The organism is Streptomyces sp. NBC_00078 (genome assembly GCF_026343335.1).
GTDB lineage: Bacteria > Actinomycetota > Actinomycetes > Streptomycetales > Streptomycetaceae > Streptomyces.
Window position 1 is genome coordinate 1 of sequence record NZ_JAPELX010000002.1, and the last position, 18942, is coordinate 18942.

The following is an 18942-nucleotide window of genomic DNA, read 5'->3' on the forward strand; positions in this document are numbered from 1 at the left end:
CTGCCGCAGTACATGGTCGAGACGCGGCTCCCGGCCTCGACCACGGTGACATCGTGAAGCATCTTTCACCCTCCCGTCAGCGGTGTCCTGCACCTTCGCGCGGCCCGCGGCCACCGGACAGCGGTGGTTCCGTCGGCTGGAACAGCCCGGCGGCCTCGTGGGCCCGCACTACTCACGCGGCTTCCAGCAGGCCCAGGCCGAGGTCACTGACCTGCGCCCCGGAGGCGACCGCCTTGCGGCAGGCCATGAAGGTGCGCGGATCGTCGACGACCAGGGCGCCGACGGCCCGCCCCGCCTCATCGGCGTAGACGGCGGTCATCCCGCTGTCTTCGATGCCGCCCCGCAGCGCGCTCAGCCGGCCCTCGGCGGGCCTGCCGACGATCTGGATGCGCCGACCGTACTGGTCGGACCAGACGTAGGGCACCTGGGCCCGTGGCGTCCGCTGCCCGAGGATGTCGGCCGCGACGATCTCCCCGTGCTCCCCGGCATTGGTCCAGTGCTCGATGCGCAGCGACTTGCCGAACATCGGGTGATACCGGTGAGCGATGTCACCTGCGGCGTAGACCGCGCCCACGCCCACGCCCGTGACACGCAGCCGGCTGTCGCAGGCCACCCCGTTGGCGAGACCGAGCCCGGAGGACTCCAGCCAGTCCGTGGCGGGACGTGCGCCGATGCCGACGACGACCAGGTCGGCAGGGAGGGTGCGGCCGTCGGCCAGAACGACACCGGTTACCCGGCCCCGTCCGTCGTCGGTGAAGCTGCTGAATCCGACGCCGGCCTCGACCGCGACGCCGTTCATGGCGTGAATGCCCGCCAGCATCCGGCCTACCCGCTCACCGAACAGATGGGCCATGGGGATCGGCTGCGCTTCCACGACACAGACGTCCAGCCCGCGCGCCCGGGCCGCTGCAGCGAACTCGGCGCCGATGAAGCCAGCCCCGATGACCACCACCCTGGGCGAACGGTCGAGTTCGGCTCGCAGCGCCCACGCGTCGTCGGCCGTCCGAAGGGTGTGGACGCCCGAGAGGTCGCCGGTACCCGGCAGTGTGCGCGGGGTGACCCCCGTGGCGAGGACCAGCCGGTCGAACGGCAACCGCTCGCCCCCGTCGGTCGCCACGCGCCGCTCGGTGAGGTCGAGACCGACCGCCTTCACGCCGAGCATCAGCTCGATGCCGCGTTCGTCGGCCTCCTGTTTCGTCAGCAGGACGGGAGGCTCGCCCGCACGGTCGGGGGCCAGCACCTCCTTGGACAGGGCCGGCTTGTCGTACGGCTGGTGCCGCTCCTCGCCGACGAGGGTGATGCGCTCCTGGAAGCCCCCCTGCCGGAGAGCCTGCGCCGTACGCACGCCCGCCACCGAGGCGCCGATGATCAGAACAGTCATGCATGCACTGTCGGAATTACCGGCAGCGGCCACAATGTCGAGTGCCGGTCGCTGGAACTCATTGCCATGAACGCCACCGATAACGGCAGTTGCCCCGGAACCGGCCTTGATCGGGCCGATCCCGGGGCAGCTCCCGCCCATGCTCACCGAACTGGTTTGATTCCCGCGGCGTGTCTTCGCGCCAACACCTCGTACACACCTGGGTTGTTCAGTATCCACTGCTCGGCGGTCGTTCCGACGATGGACCGCTTGACCACCGCCGGAATACCCGCCACCAGGGCCTCCGCCGGGAAGTCCGAACCGGCCGGTACCAGCGAATGCGCGGCGACGAGCGACCGCGCCCCGACCCGCGCACCGTCGAGCACGGTGCTGCCGTTCCCGATCAGTGCCTCTTCCCCGATGACCGCGCCGTGCACGACGCACAGATGCCCCACGGTCGCGCCGGGACCGATCTCCGTGGGCAGATCGGGTGGTCCATGCAGCACACTGCCGTCCTGCACATTGGCTCCTCGGCGCACTGTGATGCGGGAGTAGTCGCCCCGCAGGACCGCGTTGTACCAGACCGACGCGCCCGCCTCGATGACAACGTCGCCGATCAGTACGACGGTGGGCGCGACGAACGCGTCCGGGTGGACGGCGGGTGCGATCCCGTCGAGCTCGTACAGCGGCACTGTCACAGGCTCCCGCTGACGAAGCCGCGCACGGCGGCCACGAAACGGTCGTGCTGCTCGATCTGCGTCCAGTGGCCGCACTTCCCGATGCCGTACAGCCGCACGTTCGGGAGGTGGTCGAAGAACCACTTGCCGCCGTCGAAGACAACGAACCGGTCCTCACGCCCGTGGATGACGAGAACATCCTGCTCGATCTTGGCCGCGTCCTCGGGCGTCAGCGCCCACGGCCGGTCGAGGACGTCTACGAACGTGGCCCGGTGGGAGCGCTCCACATCCGGCCGCACGGCGCGCGGGATCCGCTGCTCCGCGATCTTCCGCAGGTCCCCGCCGAACAGCTGCGGGTCGTAGACGAACTGTTCCAGCATGTGCTGCATGGCCTCGGTCGTCGGATTGTCGTAGAACAGGGCCAGCGACGGGATCGCGGGACCGGGCGGAATCGGCGAACCGCCGGAACCCATGAGAACGATCTTCTCGACCCGCTCCGGCGCCTGCAGCGTCGCACCGAGCGACCATATGCCGCCCATGGAGTTGCCGACGAGGACCGCCTTCTCCAGTCCCAGCTCGTCCAGCAGCCCGATCAGGGTGTCGACTCGGAGCTGGGTGAAGGCCGCCATGCCCTGCGGCGGCGGCTCGGGGTGGCTGGAGTCGCCGAAGCCGATGACGTCCGGCGCGAGGCAGTAGTAGTCGTTCCCGAGATCCTTCAGCACTGCCTCCCAGTTCGAGAGGCCGGTCGCGCCCGGTCCGGAACCGTGCAGGAACAGGAGGGCCGGCTTGGACTTGTCACCGGAAGCGTTCAGCTGGAATTCGTACTCTCCGACCGTGACCTTGGTCGTGGTGATCGGTGCGTCGGCCATGCTCACTCCTCACTTGACATGTGCTGCAGACCGCCATGATTCACACGCCACCGTTGTGACGGCAGGAGGTTGTTCCACCCCCCGGAACCCCGTCACTCGCGCGTTGGCGTCCACGCGGCAGAAACAAAGCTGAATCCGATCCCCCTGGACATGTCGAGCACGTCTCGACCGAGCGAGCGCACGGGCGCCGCCCCGGCCACGCCACGGGCTCCGGGCGTCATCGTGCCGCCTCCGGGGTTCCAGCAGCCGAAACCGGCGCTTCTGGAAGCTGCTGGAGCAGGTCGACGACCTGGACTGGATCTACCTCGCTCCGCCGCCCGGAATCGGCCCGGGTGAGCGCACCGGCCGTTTCCGTCGTGGTGGTCGGGAACTGCTCCAGACCCCGGACGGGACGCTGCCCGGGATCTCGTTCGACGACTACGCCATCGCGATCGTCGACGAGCTGGAGAGTCCCTCACACATCCGCGACCGATTCACGGTCGCCTACTGAAGCAGGCATCAGGGGCCGACGGCCGGCACCGGAGCCAGTACCAGGGCAGGGGCCTGATCCCGGTGGATCAGGCCCCTGCCGGGTTTCCGCGCCAACAGCGATGAGGAGCAGGCACAAGACACGAGATCACTCAGCGTGTCCCGCGAAGGCACCCACCGCCCCGCCCCTCCCCGTCGTCAGGCCGACGACGCCTGGGACACGAGGTCGAGGGCGATGTCGGTGATCATGTCCTCCTGGCCGCCGACCATCTTGCGGCGTCCGACCTCGACGAGAATGGCGCGGGTGTCGATGCCGTAACGCTCGGAGGCCTTCTCGGCGTGCCGCAGGAAGCTCGAGTACACGCCCGCGTAGCCGAGGGTGAGCGTCTCGCGGTCCACCCGCACCTCGCGGTCCTGCAGCGGTCGTACGATGTCGTCGGCGGCGTCCATCAGGGGGAACAGGTCGCAGCCGTGCTCCCAGCCCATCAGGTCGGCGACCGCGATGAAGGCTTCCAGGGGGCAGTTGCCTGCCCCGGCGCCCTGCCCGGCGAGGGAGGCGTCGACGCGGGTGACGCCGTTCTCGACGGCGACGATCGAGTTGGCCACGCCCAGGCCGAGGTTGTGGTGGGCGTGGATGCCCAGTTCGGTGGCCGGGTCCAGGACGTCCCGATAGGCGCGGAAGCGGTCGCGGACGCCGTCCATGGTGAGGCGGCCCCCCGAGTCGGTTACGTAGACGCAGTGCGCGCCATAGGACTCCATCAGTTCGGCCTGGCGGGCGAGTTCGGCCGGTTCGGCCATGTGGGACATCATAAGGAACCCGGCGACGTCCATGCCCAACTCGCGCGCGGCGGCGATGTGCTGGGCGGAGATGTCGGCCTCGGTGCAGTGCGTGGCTATGCGCACCGAGCGGATGCCGAGGGAGTGGGCCTGCTTCAGTTCGTGGATGGTGCCGATGCCGGGGAGCAGCAGAGTGGTGGGGGTCGCCTGGTGTACGGCGTCCACGACCGCTTCGATCCACTCCCAGTCGGTGTGCGCGCCGACGCCGTAGTTGATGCTGGAGCCGGACAATCCGTCGCCATGGGCGATCTCGATGGCGGACACTCCGGCCGTGTCGAGGGCGGCGGCGATGGTGCGGGCCTGGTCGACGGTGTAGCGGTGGCGGACGGCGTGCATGCCATCCCGCAGGGTGACGTCCTGGACGTACAGACGGGTCATCGGGACGCCACCTCCGGGGCGATGGGGGTCCCCCCGCTCGAGCGAAGCCGAGAGTGGGGGAGGCCGGCCATGCGCTCCGCGGTGCGCAGCGCGGCCGAGGTCATGATGTCGAGGTTGCCGGCGTAGGCCGGCAGGTAGTGGGCGGCGCCCTCCACCTCCAGGAAGACGGACACCTTCAGTGCGTCGCCACCGCCGGGGGCGAGGGTGTGCAGCGGGTCGTCAGCGGCCACCCGCTCGAACTGCACCTTCTGCTTCAGGCGGTAACCGGGCACGTACGCCTGCACCCGCCCGACCATCTCTTCGATCGACGCGGTGACGGCCTCGGTGGCGCAGTCGGAGACCAGGCAGTGCACGGTGTCACGCATGATCAGCGGCGGTTCGGCCGGATTGAGGATGATGATCGCCTTGCCGCGCGCCGCGCCACCCACCTTCTCGATGGCCGACGACGTGGTCTCGGTGAACTCGTCGATGTTGGCCCGGGTACCCGGACCGGCGGAGCGGGACGAGATGGAGGCGACGATCTCGCCGTAGTGCACGGGCGTGACGGCGTTCACGGCGGCGACGATCGGGATGGTGGCCTGGCCGCCGCAGGTGACCATGTTCACGTTCGTCGCGTCCAGATGCGCGGCGCCGTTGACCGGCGGGACGACGTACGGTCCCAGTGCGGCGGGGGTGAGGTCGACCACCGTCTTGCCGTGCGCGCGCAGCACCTCGTCGTGGTGGTGGTGAGCGCCGGCGGAGGTGGCGTCGAAGACGATCCTCACGTCCTGGAACTCGTCCATGCCGACCAGGCCGTCGATGCCCTCGTGCGTGGTGGCGACCTTGAGGCGCTTCGCCCGGGCGAGACCGTCGGAATCCGGATCGATGCCCACCATGGCAGCGATCTCCAGGCTCTCCGAGAGCCGCAGAACCTTGATCATGAGGTCGGTGCCGATGTTCCCCGAGCCGATGACGGCCACCTTGGTACGGGGAGAAGGTGTTGTGGTGGTCACTGCTGCCCTGCCTTCTGGTCGGATGCGGGTGCGAAGCCGACGCGTACGGAGCCGAGTCTGGAGATGACCGCTTCGAAGCGGCTGCCGGGGGTGGCGACAGTCATGGGGCCGAGGGCGCCGGTCAGCACGACGTCGCCGGCGCGCAGCGGATCGCCCATCCCGGCCAGCGTCGACGCGAGCCACACGGCCGCGTTCAGGGGGCCGTCGAGGCAGTCGGCGCCGGTGCCGTGCGAGACCTCCTCGCCGTCGCGGCTGAGCGTCATGCGCACGGCGCGCAGATCGACAGAGGTCAGCGGCACTGGTGTTGCGCCGAGGACGAACAGGCCGGAGGAGGCGTTGTCGGCGACCGTGTCGATCAGACTGATGTCCCAGTCCGCGATCCGGCTGTCGACGATCTCCAGGGCGGGGAGGGCGAAGTCCACTGCTCGCAGCACGTCGGCGACCGTCGTGTCGGGGTGCGGCAGGCCGGCCGCCAGCACGAGCGCGACCTCTGCCTCGATCTTGGGCTGGAGCAGCCGTCCGTAGGGCACCGTCCCGCCGTCGGGTACCGCCATGTCCGCCAGCAGCGCGCCGAAGTCCGGCTGATCTACGCCGAGTTGGGCCTGCACCGCAGGTGAGGTCAGACCGATCTTGCGACCGACGAGGCGACCGCCCTGAGCGAGCTTGCGCTCGACGTTGAGGCGCTGCACGGCGTAGGCGCTGCTCACATCTCCGGCAGGCAACTGGTCGCGTACCGGCGGACATGGCGTACCGGACTGCTCAGCCTCCCAGAGGGCGTGGGCCGTTTTTTTCGTCTCCGGGGAGGGCGTGCGGGACGAATGGGACGGCATGGGCGACCTCCGGAAGCGCGGGTGCAGCAATCGAATGCGGCACTCCTTGGATAGACGACACACCCCGAGCACGGCAGAACATGTTCCATTAACCGGAACAGTTCAGTTCTCGGTCAGTACCCCTGATGGTCAGGGGAAGCCACATCAGCTTCGACGCGCCCAGATCGGCGGTGTTCCAGCGGTCGCCCGCGTAGATGTGCTTGGTACCGGAGGCACACTGGACGGTGATGACGTTCGCGGTCTGCCTGCCGGAGGTGCGTGTGCCGGGAGTGGCGAAGTCACGGAACGACGACCAGGTGCCGCTCAGCGACGTGGCGGTGGCGTAGATGTTGTCGTCCAGGCACTGTCACGTTGGCTGACCGGTGGGATGATCTTCTGGTTGATCAGCCTGGGAAGGGTTGTCCGTGGGGAGCGCGTCGCTGTCGTACAAGGGTCACCGGTACCCGGTCGAGGTCATCTCCCACTGTGTGTGGCTGTACTTCCGCTTCCCGCTGTCATTCCGCGAGGTCGAGGAGCTGATGCTCGAGCGCGGGATCGTCGTCTCCTACGAGACGGTGCGTCGCTGGTGCGCCAAGTTCGGGCAGGCCTAAGTGGGCGTTTGATCTAGGTGGATTGCCCTTTACCTCCTAGTAGGACTTCGTTAGGTCTTTCTGTCGGGTGTCAGACGGGAGGTTTCGACGCCGCCGACTTCGCCCGCCGGGTCGACGCCGCCGCCGGCGACGTCACCGCCGCCATCCACCAATGGCTCGTGGAGACCGAGCGGATCCACGCCGACGCACAGATCGCCCACCTGGAGGTCCGCACCTGGCGGCCCGCGGCATCTCGCTGAAGCCGAGACGCTTCTAAGGTCTGTATGAGGTCGTGATCAAAGGCCGCCTGCAAGTGACGCGGAGTTCGAGGCCAGCCTACGAGCGGGCCAAAGATTACGTAAAATTAGCATCTTCCCTGAAGCGCAAGGCGGGAGAGACCCCCACACTGAATTCCCTGTGCAACGGGGGGCGAAATGGCCACGAAGCCAAAGAGACACCAGTTACTGCTGAGCATCTTCTTGATCGGCGTCGCGTCGTTCCACCTCGGTTCATGGGAAGCCCACTGGTACTTCGCCGTCATGCGGGTGTGTCTGCTGCTTGTAGCTTTCTTGATCCTTTATATCGAGGGGCGTCGTCGCCACCTTCAGTCCCTGGAGCGCCCAGGTTCGGATGAAGGCCGACGAGTCGGTGTTCCGCCGGCTCACGCAAGCGAGCTTCAGCGCCTCGCCGGAAACAAACGTTACACAGCCACGATGACGCAGGTTTTCGCGCTTGCCGTGATCGAGCCGAGCGACCTGCGGCAAAGAGTGGTCGAAACGTATACTCCGACTCATCGAACGCTCGACCAGAGGGTGACCGTGGATGTCCAGGTTCCCGCACGATTCGCCGGTCGGCGCACAGATGCAGATGCCGGGGCCAGTGGACCTGACGCCGAGCGGATCGCGTTCCCTGTGATCATCCCCCCGAAAGGGACACTGCTCGACAACTTCGATATCTACGACGAGGCGGGCAGACACGTTGCGGCGCTGTCGTACCGCGAGTCACTGCTGCTTACCGCCTGCACGCTGCGCACTCTCCTCCTGAGCGCGTACAAAGCTAAAAGGCTCCCCGCTGAAGCCGTCACTGCGGAGTATCAGGCGCTTGCGGCGATAATCCAGCGGAACAATCCCGGAGCGGATCGGGATGAGAGCCAGCCATGGCTGTCGCAGGAGGCCGGATCGGCCATTCGCATGCTCAGCGAGCTGGAGCCTGCCGTCACCGACAAGGCGTCCTTGAGGATGGCCATTCGCCTGGCGAAGGAGCTCTCAGGTCACTATGCCGTCGTGGCGCCCATCTCCCTTCCGCCGGGCGGACGCTTCTCTCTCCGCTACGAGCGCTCACTGATCCCTGAGTTGGAGCTGACTCCCGAAAGGCACATGCGGTTCCGTCAGTCCGGCAAGTGGACCAAGGGAATCCAAAGCGCGTGGATAGACGTCAAAGGAAAGCTGCGCGTACTCCTTGGTACACGTCCCGTCAGCGTCACCGTCTCTCTGGACAACGCATGGACGTGTCAGAGCTACCACGTCCGCGTCCAGGCGCCCCAGGGGCTGTACCTTCGACGGCAGGAGCTTGACGCCTCCAAGGAATACCTCAAGAAGCGAACAAAAGGCGCTCCCACGCCGCCGTATTATCGTTTCCGCGGCCGCTTCGGACAGTCATTCGCGCACTTCTACGGAAGATTCTTCTCGGTACCCGACGTCCCTGCCACTCGTGCCAAGCTCAAGCTCTACTTCTATGAGACACCGCCTGGATCGAACTTCCGGGCCGTGGTAGCCTCGGCGACCTGTTTGACACTGGTATGGGCAGTCGCTTTTTCAATGTCCCGTGTGCCGGATCCCGGAACTGATGCTCCGGCTTTCCTGCTCGCTTTTCCCGGCGTCGCAGCGAGCTGGCTGGGCTTCGAGTCGCCCACGAATCGTCTCTTCGAGGGCACATTGGCGGCACGATTGTCCCTGACACTCACCACGATTACGTCCATAGCGGCGAGTGGACTGTTTATGATGAACAGGGCAGGAGTGCGGCTTCCCTTCCACGTAACGGCCCTGCAGGACAGTTCTTTCCTCGGTGTCTACAGGGTTCCCTGGATGGTACTGGTTGCCGTCTCGCTCGTTAACACGGCATACATCGGCTACAGGTATCTCGTTGACAGCGCCACGTTTAAATATCTTGCCGAAAGGGTAAATCAAGCACAAAATCTGTAGTCCGTACTTTAGTGCAGGGGGGCACGGTAATGTCACGCGGAGTCAAGGAAATGGAAAACGCTCACGCAGATAGTGAGGGTGCTCAGGAAGGTGATCCGAGTTCCCTTCGACGAATGAAGCGACGCCTGCTCGGCAAAATAGAGGGAGAAGAGGAAGAGCAGGCGGAAGGGGACTGGACTGGATATTATGTCGCCAGTCATGACTGGCCGGCGTTCGAGAATGACATCCCGATGGAGGATGTCTACCGTATCCTTGACGGATTCAATGAATACCTGCCGTTCGCTCAAGAAAGCCTTGCGGCTGGTGCATCCGAGGATGATGACGGCAGCGGAAGCCAGGAGTAGAATCAGGCAGCTTCCACCATCAGCCGGCAGTTTGTCACTCGCGGGTGGCGAGTGCCGGGCGCCACGAACTTGACGAATTTCATGGCCGCTCCCATTACGCCGTGGGCGATGATCCTCGAGTCTCTACGCCCGTGATACGAGTGGGAGACCGTGCCTGCCGACACGTCATCGCTGATCCCGCGCGCCCTTGACCAGCTCCAGAGCATCCCGAGGACGTCTCCGAAGAGGCCCCGGCCTCCCGGCGAGACCCGCGCGGCGTACGGCACGCTCTGGTTGCCTTGCTCGTGCTGACCGCGTGCACAGTTCTGGGCGGGGGCGACCTCTCCGTCGGCAGCCGGCGAGCGGATCGCCAGGGCCCCGCCGCACGTCCTTCAACGCCTCGGTATACGCCTCGACCCACTGTTCACGGAGCGGTTTCTGCCTGCTGAAATGACGGACCCCCGGCTGCTGGCCCGTATCGACGGCAACGTGCTGGACCGGGCGGCCGGACGCTGGCCGACCACCGTCCAAAGGCGACCGGGCTACGTTGCCTCGCCGTGGACGGCAAAAACCTGCGCGGCGCGGCCAGAACGGAGGGCCGAAGCTGCGCCGGCAGCTCAATCCTTTCCCCGCAAGGACATCCCACTTCACCCGGGGATCGGCCACGGCCACTCGGAGATCCGATGGATCACGGCCCTCCACCGTGAATGGCCTCCTCTTCCCCGGAGCCCGCCAGGCCGTCCAGATCAAGCGCCGCCGCACCGACCATAAGGCGGTCAAGACGGCGGTCGACCGGTGACGGGCCGGTCGCCTCGCCCCCTTTTTTTCGCGCGGATGTGGGAGGCATCCGGAAAGACGGGCAGTAACCACCATCTGATCTGCGACGGTAAGAACACCCGTTCAAGGTCATCACCACCGCGTCCAGTAGCCGTTCATGGGGCCACGGTGCCACCCCCAGGGCGCCTGGGTGGGGCGGAGGGTCAGCCCCAGTGGCTCACACGCTCCGCACAGCCCAGCCGTGCCCGCCCGGACGCCGGCCGTACTCGGCCAATGCCATGGTGAACGCTGTGGCGAGGCAGACCGCCCACTGAGTGGGTCGAGGGAAACGGTGTCGAAGATTCCCTGGCGACGGGCAGCTGCACAGCGATGACCTGAAGGGCGAGGGCGGCCGTCCAGGCAGATCCACAGGGTGCGGTTGCGCAGTTGCCGACGGCCGACCAGGAGGCCGTCCTCGTTGCGCGTGGCCACGGCGTTGAACAGTTGGAAGAGGATGAAGGTGGTGAAGGCGGTCGCGGTCACGGAGTCGGTGAGGTGACGGGTGGGGCCAAGAGGCTCAGGATGCCGGTCGCCGTGACCTCGCCCGAGCAGGTGATCGCCGCCAGGCGGCGAGCGTTGAAGATGCGCTCCTTCGGAGGGCGGAGGGCTGGTGCATCACAGCTGAATCGCGGGTATCGGGGCGAGCAGTCCAGCCAGCACGGTGGCAAGCAGAGGAGATTCCGGCTCGGGGTTGCACCCTGCCAATTTGCGACGATCGTGGAGTCATGGGCTGGGATCAGAACAACGGGGTGCCTCGGCATGGATGAAGTGGTCTTAGCCTCTGCGGCGTGCATTCGGATGGCTGGATCGGCACGCTCCACCTGCGCGTCCAGCGGCAGAGCACCAACGCTTCGACGACAAGGGAGGTCCGGCGGGACTGGCCCGACGGATTCGGGGTGCGCTGTCCAGGGGCTGACGAGCGGTCCCGTACAAGACCGATTCGCAGCAGACGCACCACTGCAGATGCGTAGTGTCGTGCCTCCAGACGTGACCGGTGCTTCCGCAGTCCAAAGCAGCCCCCGCGTTGTGAGACGCGTCCGTGAATTCACTCGAGCCCGCCTCCACTTCGCGATCACGGAGAAAGGGGAAGGCATTGTGGTTGCAAGGACCGGCGTCTTCGGCGCCCTGACCAAGGAGCATCGCGATCAGCTCATGTCGCTCGCTCGTGAGGTGTCGTTCGACGTCGACGAGCGCATCTTCGACGAGGGCGGCAAGGCCGACCGCTTCTGGATCATCCGCACGGGCACCGTCGCCCTCGACATTCGCGTGCCCGGCCGCCCCGCGGCGGTCATCGAGAGACTCGGCGTCGGGGAACTGCTGGGCTGGTCCTGGCTGGTCCCTCCTCATCACTGGTACCTGGGAGCCCAGGCCACCAGCCCGGTGCGTGCCTACGAGTTCGACGCGACTGTGGTCCGTGAGCTGTACGGGAAGAATCTGGAGCTGCGGCATGAGCTGTGGACCTATGTCGCCGAGGTGATCGGAAGCCGGCTCAGGTCTGCCCGGATGCGGCTGCTCGACCTGTACGCGCCCTACGGCGCCGGCGAGGTGCCCTGACGTGGCGAGACGAGGAATGCGACAGTCTCGCGCATGCCATGGCGTCCAACATCATCTTTCGTCCCCAGTACCTCCCGGTTCCAGCCGGGCCCGCAAACGGGAAGCAGCCGTATGCCTGCCCGTATGGACGGCGACCAGGTACGCGTGGGTAGCCCAGCAGCCTGCCTGTCGGCATGACCCGGTGCGCAGATGCGGGCCACTGGCCCTCCAGAGACGATGGAGCGACAGGCAGGCTCTGGTGCGGGCCGCGGACGAGCAGCAGGAAGCCCCTCCGCTTGGCACGCGGGAGGAGCGGCAGCGTCATGAACCCTTTGAACACACTGAGCGATGCCGGAGTGTCGATCTGGCTGGACGATCTCAGCCGGGAGCGGCTGGTGTCCGGAAGTCTGGCAGACCTGGTCGCGCGGGACCGGGTGGTGGGGGTGACCACCAACCCGACGATCTTCGCCAAGGCCATCACGAGCGGCGACGCGTACGACGCACAGATCCGTGACCTGGCCGCCCGAGGAGTCGGGGTCGGCGAAGCGCTGCGGGCGCTGACCACCACCGACGTCCGGTGGGCGTGCGACGTGCTGCGCCCGGTCTACGACGCGACGGACGGCGTCGACGGACGGGTCTCCATCGAGGTCGACCCCCGGCTCGCGCACGACACCGCCGCGACGATCGCCGAGGCGCGGGCGCTGTGGTGGCTGGTAGACCGGCCCAACCTGTTCGTGAAGATCCCGGCCGCCCGGCAGGGCCTGCCGGCGATCACCGCGTGCCTGGCGGAGGGAATCAGCATCAACGTCACGCTGATCTTCTCCCTCGCCCGCTACGACGAGGTCATGGATGCCTTCCTCGACGGGATGGAAGGCGCCCGCGATACGGGCCGGGAGCTGTCCGGGATCGGCTCGGTGGCTTCGTTCTTCGTCTCCCGCGTCGACGCCGAGGCAGACGCACGCCTGCACAAGACCCACACTGCGCAGGCAGCCGCGCTGCGCGGCCATTTGGCGATCGCCAACGCACGGCTGGCCTACCAGCACTACGAGCGGGTTCTCTCCTCACCCCGCTGGCAAGCCCTTCGGGGGGCGGGAGCCCATCCGCAGCGTCCGCTGTGGGCTTCGACCTCCGTCAAGGACCCCAGCTACCCCGACACCCGCTATGTGACCGAACTGGTCGCGCCCGGCGTGGTGAACACCATGCCCGAGGCCACCTTGCGCGCGGTCGCCGATCACGGCGAGGTGCCGGCCGACTCGGTACGCGGCCACTACGACGACGCCGAGCGGGTACTCCTTGAGTTGCGGACAGTGGGCGTGGACTACGTCGACCTCGTGCAGACCCTTGAGGACGAGGGCTTGTCGAAGTTCGACGCCAGCTGGGAGCAGCTCTCCCGGCAGCTCGCCGAAACTCTCAGCATCGTGCGCCCAGCGCGGACCAGGGGCTGATCATGACTGACAACAGCGCGTATGTGATCGTCGGAGCCAGTCTGGCCGGGGCCAAGGCCGCGCAGGCACTGCGCGAGGAGGGATTCGACGGCACGCTGATCCTGATCGGCGAGGAGAGCGAACGGCCGTATGAGCGGCCGCCGCTGTCGAAGGGCTACCTGATGGGCAAGGACGCCCGGGAGCAGATCTACGTGCACCCGCCCCAGTGGTACGCCACGCAGGACGTCGACCTGCGCTTGGGGACGGCGGTCACCGCGCTCGACCCGGCCCCGCACGAGGTGACGCTCGCAGACGGCAGCCGCCTCGGGTACGCCGAGCTGTTGCTGGCCACGGGCTCCTCGCCGCGCCGCCTGCCGGTGCAGGGCGCGGACCTGGACGGGGTGCTGTATCTGCGCACGGTCCAGGACAGCGACCGGATCAAGGACGCCTTCTCCTCCGCCTCACGGGTGGCGGTCGTCGGGGCGGGCTGGATCGGCCTGGAGACCGCTGCCGCGGCCCGCGCCGCCGGTGTGGAGGTCACCGTGCTGGAGAGGGCTGAGCTGCCGTTGCTGCATGTCCTTGGCCGCGAGGTCGCCCAGGTCTTCGCGGACCTGCACAGTGACCACGGAGTGGACCTGCGTTTTGGCGTGCAGGTCACCGAGCTCACTGGCAGCGAGGGTACCGTCGACGGTGTGCGGCTGTCCGACGGGACCCGCATCGATGCGGACGCGGTCATCGTCGGCATCGGCATTATGCCCAACACCGGCCTCGCCCAGGCCGCGGGCCTTCAGGTCGACAACGGCATTCTCACCGACGAGCGGCTGCGCACCTCCGTGCCCGGTATCTACGCCGCGGGCGATGTCGCCAACGCCTTTCATCCCCTGCTGGACCGGCGCATCCGCGTGGAGCACTGGGCCAACGCGCTGCACCAGCCCCAGACCGCCGCCAAGGCGATGCTCGGCCGGGAGGCAGCCTACGACCGGGTGCCGTACTTCTTCTCCGACCAGTACGACCTGGGCATGGAGTACGCCGGATACGCCGAGCCCGGCGGATACGACCAGGTCGTCTTCCGCGGCGATCTCGGCGCACGGGAGTTCGTCGCGTTCTGGCTCGCACGCGGCCGGGTGCTGGCAGGCATGAACGTCAACATCTGGGACGTCACCGAACCGATCCAGGCGCTCGTCCGCTCCGGCCAACAGGTTGACACCAGCAAACTCGCCGACCCACAGGTGCCCATCGAATCGCTCCTGCACAACGCTGAGTAGCCCTCGACGAGCAGTGGCTCCGGACCCAAGCCGCAAGTTCAGAACACCCCCGAGAGCAGGTTCGGCTGCCCCTCTCCCGGGCCTGACAGTGCTCGCGCCTGCTGTGACAAGCCGTTGGAGGATTCCCGATGAACGACAGTGCCGTGCCCGCTCCCGCCGGTCCGATCGTGGTCGGCACGGACGGCTCCCTGCACGCCCGGCACGCCGTGCTCTTCGCCCTGCGCGAGGCACAGCTGCGCAGCACCGGTCTGCGGGCGGTCTGTGCCTACGACTACACCCCTGCTCGTTACACGGGCTACGGATGGATGGCCGTGCCGGAGGGCGACGGCGGGCTGTACGAGCAGCTCCATGATGTCGCCCGGCAGGCGGTGACTGACACGGTCCACGAACTACGGCAGCAGCTCGGCGGGCCCCACGTGGAGGTGGAGATCATCGCCGAGGCGGGCCGCCCCGCGCAGGTTCTGCTGGACGCGAGCAAGGACGCGTCTCTGCTGGTGGTCGGCACCCGCGGTTCGGGTGCCTGGGGGCGCCTCACCCTCGGATCGACCAGCACCGAGGTCGTGCACCACGCCCACCTGCCCGTCGTGGTCGTTCCGGCCGACTCCCGCAGCGCCTCCTCCTGACGTCATCCAAGGCACGCCTGCGGAATGTCGCCTGTCTGCGACGTCTGTGTCGGTGGGGACGAATGCTGTTCGGGTGTGGACTCACTCGTCGTGCCCCGCCCATCTGCGGCGAGCCGGACCGCGGCCGGGGGGCTGCTCTGGCTCCGGCAGATCGGGGACAGCGGGTAGCGGCCCGCTGCAGGGGACATCCCTGGTCACCTTCAACGGGCTGCCATGGTGGTGGATCTCACGCTCCGTGCCCGCCAGCAAGGTGTATGTGGCCTGTTGGTGGGAGATGTCCACGCGCACGCAGCGCCGGCGGAACTGCACAGCGAAAGCCAGCCGGCTGATCTGCTCGGGCAGTCGCGGGGCGAAGGAGAGGGCGTCCCCGTGGTGTCTCATCCCTCCAAAGCCCGCTACGAGCGCGGGTCCAGGTCCCGGCCAGCGAGGCGATGTGCAGGCCGTCGCGCGTGTTGCGCTCCAGGTTGGCGAGGTCCATCATCGCGGCTTCGCCAAGGTAGTCGTATGCCAGGCGTAGCTGGCCGACCTCGGCGGCCATCACGGCCTGGCTGCCGACGGACAGCGAGGAGTCCCGGACAGTGAGCGGTTCGTAGTAGGCGAAGTTGCGGGTCTTCTCCTCGCTGGTGAACGCGTGGCCCCGCAAGTGCATGGCCAGGACCAGGTCGGCCTGCTTGATCACCTGTTTGCGGTACAGGTCGAAATACGGGAAATGCAGCAGCAGCGGGTAACGGTCCGCCGGGGTTCCGGCGAAGTCCCAGACCTGGTGGGAGGTGAAGCCCGCGGACTGTTCGTGCACGCCGAGTTCTTGGTTGAAGGGCAGCACGATCCGTCGGGCGGCATCGCGCCATGCTGCGATCTCCTCGTCATCCACCCCGAGCGAGGCGGCCAGGTCGGGGTGGCGTTCGGCGGCGTCGTCGGCGGCGCGCAGATTCTGCTGGGCCATCACGTTGGTGTAGGCGTTGTCGTCCGCGATCGCGCTGTACTCGTCCGGCCCGGTGACGCCATCCAGATGGAACACTCCGTGCGGGTCGTGGTGGCCGAGCGACTGCCACAGCCGGGCGGTGTGCACCAGCAGTTCCAGCCCTGCTTCCCGTTCGAAGACGAGATCACCCGTGGCAGCGGTGTAGCGCACCACCGCATCAGCGATGTCCGCGTTGATGTGGAACGCCGCGGTGCCGGCCGGCCAGTACGTGGAGCACTCGTCGCCGTTGATGGTCCGCCAGGGAAACGCGGCCCCGGCCAGGCCGAGCTGGCGGGCCCGTCCCAGCGCGGCGGGCAGCGTGGTGTGCCGCCAGCGCAGCGCCGGCCCCACCGTGTGGGGCGCGATGTAGGTGAGCATCGGCAGCACATACGTGTCGGTGTCCCAGAAGCAGTGGCCGTTGTAGCCGGGGCCGGTCAGGCCCTTGGCGGGGATGGCCCGTTCCTCGGCGCGAGCCGCTGCCTGCAGCACGTGGAACAGGGCGAACCGGACGGCCTGCTGGATCTCAGTGTCGCCCTCCAGCTCGACATCCGCCCGAGCCCAGAAGGCGTCCAGGTAGCCGCGCTGTTCGGCGAGCAGGCCCTCCCAGCCCGTGCTGGCCGCCCCGGCCAGCGCGGCGTCGACCTGATCTTGGACGGCGGGCAGCGACCTGGTCCCCGACCATCCGTAGGCGACCGTCTTCTCGACTCGCAGTCGCTGGCCCGGCCGCAACAGCGAGGTCACCGTCAGCCGGCTGAGATTTTGGCCGCTCTCCGCGGAAGCGGAGGTGCCCTGGGGCCCCGCGATCAGATGGTCGGCCGCCGCCGCCACGCGCAGCCCGCTGCGGGCTGTGCGGTGCACCAGCCGCAGCCTGCTGTCCTGCGCAATGTCCTCCTCGGGCTGCAGGACCGCTCCCAAGGAGGCCGAGATCCGAGGGTCACCCTCCCGCTTGGGAAGCTGTTCATTGGCGACCAACTCGGACTGGAGCACGATCCGCACCTCCTCGTCCACCGCCTCCACCTCGTAGGCGATCGCGGCGATCGCTCGCTGGGTGAGCGAGACCAACCGGGTCGAGCGGACGCGCACCGTGCGCCCCGACGGAGTCGTCCACTCGACCGTGCGGTGCAATACTCCGGCGCGGAAGTCCAGCACCCGCTCGTGGCGGTGCAGTCGGCCGTAGCGCAGGTCGAACGGTTCGTCGTCCACCAGCAGCCGAATCACCTTGCCGTTGGTCACGTTGGTGATCGTCTGCCCGGACTCCGGGTATCCGTAGCCGGCCTCCGCGTACGGGAGCGGACGGAACTCGAACAAGCCGTTGAGGTAGGTCCCCGGCAGCCCGTGCGGCTCGCCCTCGTCCAGGTTGCCGCGCCAGCCGATATGACCGTTGGCCAGGGCGAACACCGACTTGCTCCGCTCCAGCACGTCCAGGTCGAGCTCGCTCTCGCGCAGGCACCACGGTTCAACGGTGTACGCAGGATGGGTGATCACGTCGGGCCTCCGGCACTCGGTGACGGTCGCGGACGATCGGGCCGTGGCCCTGACTGCGGCTGGTCTGTTACGGCTTCTGGAGAGGCCGGCTGGTCAGGGCGGGCGGTGCAGAAGACTGGAGGCCGTGGTGGGCTGGGCTCGTCGTGCTCCTCGCTGTGTCGGCGTTACCTGTCCGCGCGGCGACGCCGCAGGTGCACGGTCGACGGGCGGAGCAGGCCCGGCGGACCGGGCGGCCTGCGGACGCGTGACCGGGCAGCGTCGTCATCGGCTACAGCACGATGCCCAGGGGGTGTTCGAGGATTGTTTTGAGGTCGGCGAGGAAGGCGGCGGCGGTAGCGCCGTCCAGGACGCGGTGGTCGATGGACAAGGTCAGCGCCATGGTGGTGCCGACAGCGAGTTCACCGTCGCGGATGCCGGGCTGGGTTTGCGCGCCGCCGACGGCGAGGATCGCGGCCTGGGGCGGGTTGATGACGGCGGTGAAGTGGTCGACGCCGTAGGGGCCCAGGTTGCTGATGGTGAAGGTGCCGCCGCTGAGGTCCTGCAAGGCCAGGCGGCCGGCGCGGGCGTTGTCGGCCAGGGCATGGGCCTCGCGGGCGATCTGGGTCAGGGGCTTGGGGTCGGCGTCGTGTACCACGGGCACGGTCAGGCCGTCTTCGAGGGCGACGGCGATGCCGATGTGGATGCTCGGGCCAGTGTTCGACGAGGTCCGCGGCCCAGTCCGACCATTCGGCGACGAGGCGGTAGTAGTCGGTGAGGAACCGGCCGACGAGCAGGAGTTGGGCGGCCCGCTCGGGAAGCGGTCCTTCGCCCGCCTGGTAGTCGCGGGCCGCCGCGAGGTTGCACGCGTTCGACAGCCCACGCGCGCGCCGCCCGCAGGGTGGCCAACGTGTCGGCCGGCGAGGCGGACTCGGCGAAGAACACCTGCCGGCCATCTTCAGCAGCTCGGTCACCGCGCCAGCCGCCGATCGTCTTCGGCGGGATCGGTGTGTCCGGGTGGTCGGCGAAGTAGCGCTGTATCTCGCTGTAGGAGGCGGTGCCGCCCAGGTCGGCGATACGGCGCAGCACGGCCCGGGCCCCGGGCACCAGCGCCGCGACGGTCTCGAACAGCATCCGGTCCGTCCAGCCCTCACCCAAGTCGTCAGTGCTGCCGGGCCCGGGTGGGTTCGCCTGACGGTGCGTCCGGCCATCCGGCCGGGACGACGGGGCGCAGCCCGTACGCGGCCTGCACCTCGGCGATCGCCTCGTCGTAGGTGTCCGCCTCGGTGTCAATCGTCAGCCGCACCCGGCCCCCTTTCCGTCATCGGCATCACCGATCTTGCCCCAACAGCCCA

General features: G+C 67.8%; 17 protein-coding genes and 1 pseudogene. 7 read left to right on the top strand and 11 right to left on the bottom strand.

The window, feature by feature from the left end:
• Window positions 1–172: 172 nt before the first annotated feature.
• The 6 genes from OOK07_RS42275 to OOK07_RS42300 all read right to left on the bottom strand — a co-directional run bounded on the left by OOK07_RS42275 (window position 173) and on the right by OOK07_RS42300 (window position 6411).
• Window positions 173–1381 carry an NAD(P)/FAD-dependent oxidoreductase gene (locus OOK07_RS42275; protein WP_266802488.1) on the bottom strand — a complete coding sequence of 403 codons (1209 nt, stop codon included), beginning with the start codon at window positions 1379–1381 and terminating at the stop codon, window positions 173–175.
• 143 nt (window positions 1382–1524) lie between these two features.
• Window positions 1525–2052: a gamma carbonic anhydrase family protein gene (locus tag OOK07_RS42280; RefSeq protein ID WP_266802490.1), complete on the bottom strand. Its 528-nt coding sequence runs from the start codon at window positions 2050–2052 to the stop codon at window positions 1525–1527.
• 2 nt (window positions 2053–2054) lie between these two features.
• Entirely contained in the window at window positions 2055–2906 is an 852-nt protein-coding gene (locus OOK07_RS42285; RefSeq protein WP_266802492.1) for an alpha/beta fold hydrolase, read from the bottom strand.
• Window positions 2907–3572: 666 nt separating this feature from the next.
• The gene (gene dmpG / locus OOK07_RS42290) at window positions 3573–4589 is read right to left on the bottom strand and encodes a 4-hydroxy-2-oxovalerate aldolase (protein ID WP_266802494.1); all 1017 of its coding nucleotides are present in this window, start codon (window positions 4587–4589) and stop codon (window positions 3573–3575) included.
• Window positions 4586–5581, bottom strand: a complete 996-nt coding sequence (locus tag OOK07_RS42295) for an acetaldehyde dehydrogenase (acetylating) (RefSeq protein WP_266802496.1) — start codon at window positions 5579–5581, stop codon at window positions 4586–4588. The genes dmpG and OOK07_RS42295 overlap by 4 nt, the downstream gene beginning before the upstream one ends.
• The gene (locus OOK07_RS42300; RefSeq protein WP_266802498.1) at window positions 5578–6411 is read right to left on the bottom strand and encodes a 2-keto-4-pentenoate hydratase; all 834 of its coding nucleotides are present in this window, start codon (window positions 6409–6411) and stop codon (window positions 5578–5580) included. The genes OOK07_RS42295 and OOK07_RS42300 overlap by 4 nt, the downstream gene beginning before the upstream one ends.
• Window positions 6412–6815: 404 nt before the next feature.
• Here OOK07_RS42300 and OOK07_RS42305 point away from each other — a divergent pair.
• Window positions 6816–6995, top strand: a pseudogene (locus OOK07_RS42305) (IS6 family transposase); the annotation flags it as partial.
• 56 nt (window positions 6996–7051) lie between these two features.
• On the opposite strand, the gene OOK07_RS43935 reads toward OOK07_RS42305, so the two are convergent.
• Window positions 7052–7201, bottom strand: coding sequence for a hypothetical protein (locus OOK07_RS43935; protein ID WP_406313236.1), 150 nt, complete (start codon window positions 7199–7201; stop codon window positions 7052–7054).
• A 213-nt stretch (window positions 7202–7414) separates the two neighbouring features.
• On the opposite strand from OOK07_RS43935, the gene OOK07_RS42315 reads away from it, so the two are divergent.
• The 6 genes from OOK07_RS42315 (at window position 7415) to OOK07_RS42340 (ending at window position 15165) form a co-directional block, all read left to right on the top strand.
• On the top strand, window positions 7415–9181 hold the full coding sequence (locus OOK07_RS42315) for a hypothetical protein (protein WP_266802500.1): 1767 nt from the start codon (window positions 7415–7417) through the stop codon (window positions 9179–9181).
• Between the two features lie 113 nt (window positions 9182–9294).
• Entirely contained in the window at window positions 9295–9525 is a 231-nt protein-coding gene (locus OOK07_RS42320; RefSeq protein ID WP_266802502.1) for a hypothetical protein, read from the top strand.
• Window positions 9526–11472: 1947 nt separating this feature from the next.
• Window positions 11473–11874: a Crp/Fnr family transcriptional regulator gene (locus OOK07_RS42325; RefSeq protein ID WP_266802607.1), complete on the top strand. Its 402-nt coding sequence runs from the start codon at window positions 11473–11475 to the stop codon at window positions 11872–11874.
• A gap of 302 nt (window positions 11875–12176) precedes the next feature.
• Entirely contained in the window at window positions 12177–13298 is a 1122-nt protein-coding gene (gene tal, locus OOK07_RS42330; protein ID WP_266802504.1) for a transaldolase, read from the top strand.
• A gap of 2 nt (window positions 13299–13300) precedes the next feature.
• Entirely contained in the window at window positions 13301–14542 is a 1242-nt protein-coding gene (locus OOK07_RS42335; RefSeq protein WP_266802506.1) for an NAD(P)/FAD-dependent oxidoreductase, read from the top strand.
• A 128-nt stretch (window positions 14543–14670) separates the two neighbouring features.
• Window positions 14671–15165 (top strand): universal stress protein, encoded by a 495-nt coding sequence (locus tag OOK07_RS42340; RefSeq protein ID WP_266802508.1) that lies wholly within the window; start codon window positions 14671–14673, stop codon window positions 15163–15165.
• A gap of 81 nt (window positions 15166–15246) precedes the next feature.
• On the opposite strand, the gene OOK07_RS43940 is transcribed toward OOK07_RS42340, so the two are convergent.
• From OOK07_RS43940 to OOK07_RS42355, 4 genes are all read right to left on the bottom strand, one after another.
• Window positions 15247–15507, bottom strand: coding sequence for a glycosyl hydrolase family 65 domain-containing protein (locus OOK07_RS43940; protein WP_524540343.1), 261 nt, complete (start codon window positions 15505–15507; stop codon window positions 15247–15249).
• A complete protein-coding gene (locus tag OOK07_RS42345) occupies window positions 15392–17611 on the bottom strand; it encodes a family 65 glycosyl hydrolase (RefSeq protein WP_524540342.1) in 2220 nt (739 codons plus the stop codon). Before OOK07_RS42345 ends, OOK07_RS43940 begins: the two co-directional genes overlap by 116 nt.
• Window positions 17612–17879: 268 nt before the next feature.
• On the bottom strand, window positions 17880–18251 hold the full coding sequence (locus tag OOK07_RS42350; protein ID WP_266802510.1) for a 2-oxo acid dehydrogenase subunit E2: 372 nt from the start codon (window positions 18249–18251) through the stop codon (window positions 17880–17882).
• Between the two features lie 498 nt (window positions 18252–18749).
• A complete protein-coding gene (locus tag OOK07_RS42355) occupies window positions 18750–18893 on the bottom strand; it encodes a hypothetical protein (RefSeq protein WP_266802512.1) in 144 nt (47 codons plus the stop codon).
• Between the last annotated feature and the right edge of the window lie 49 nt (window positions 18894–18942).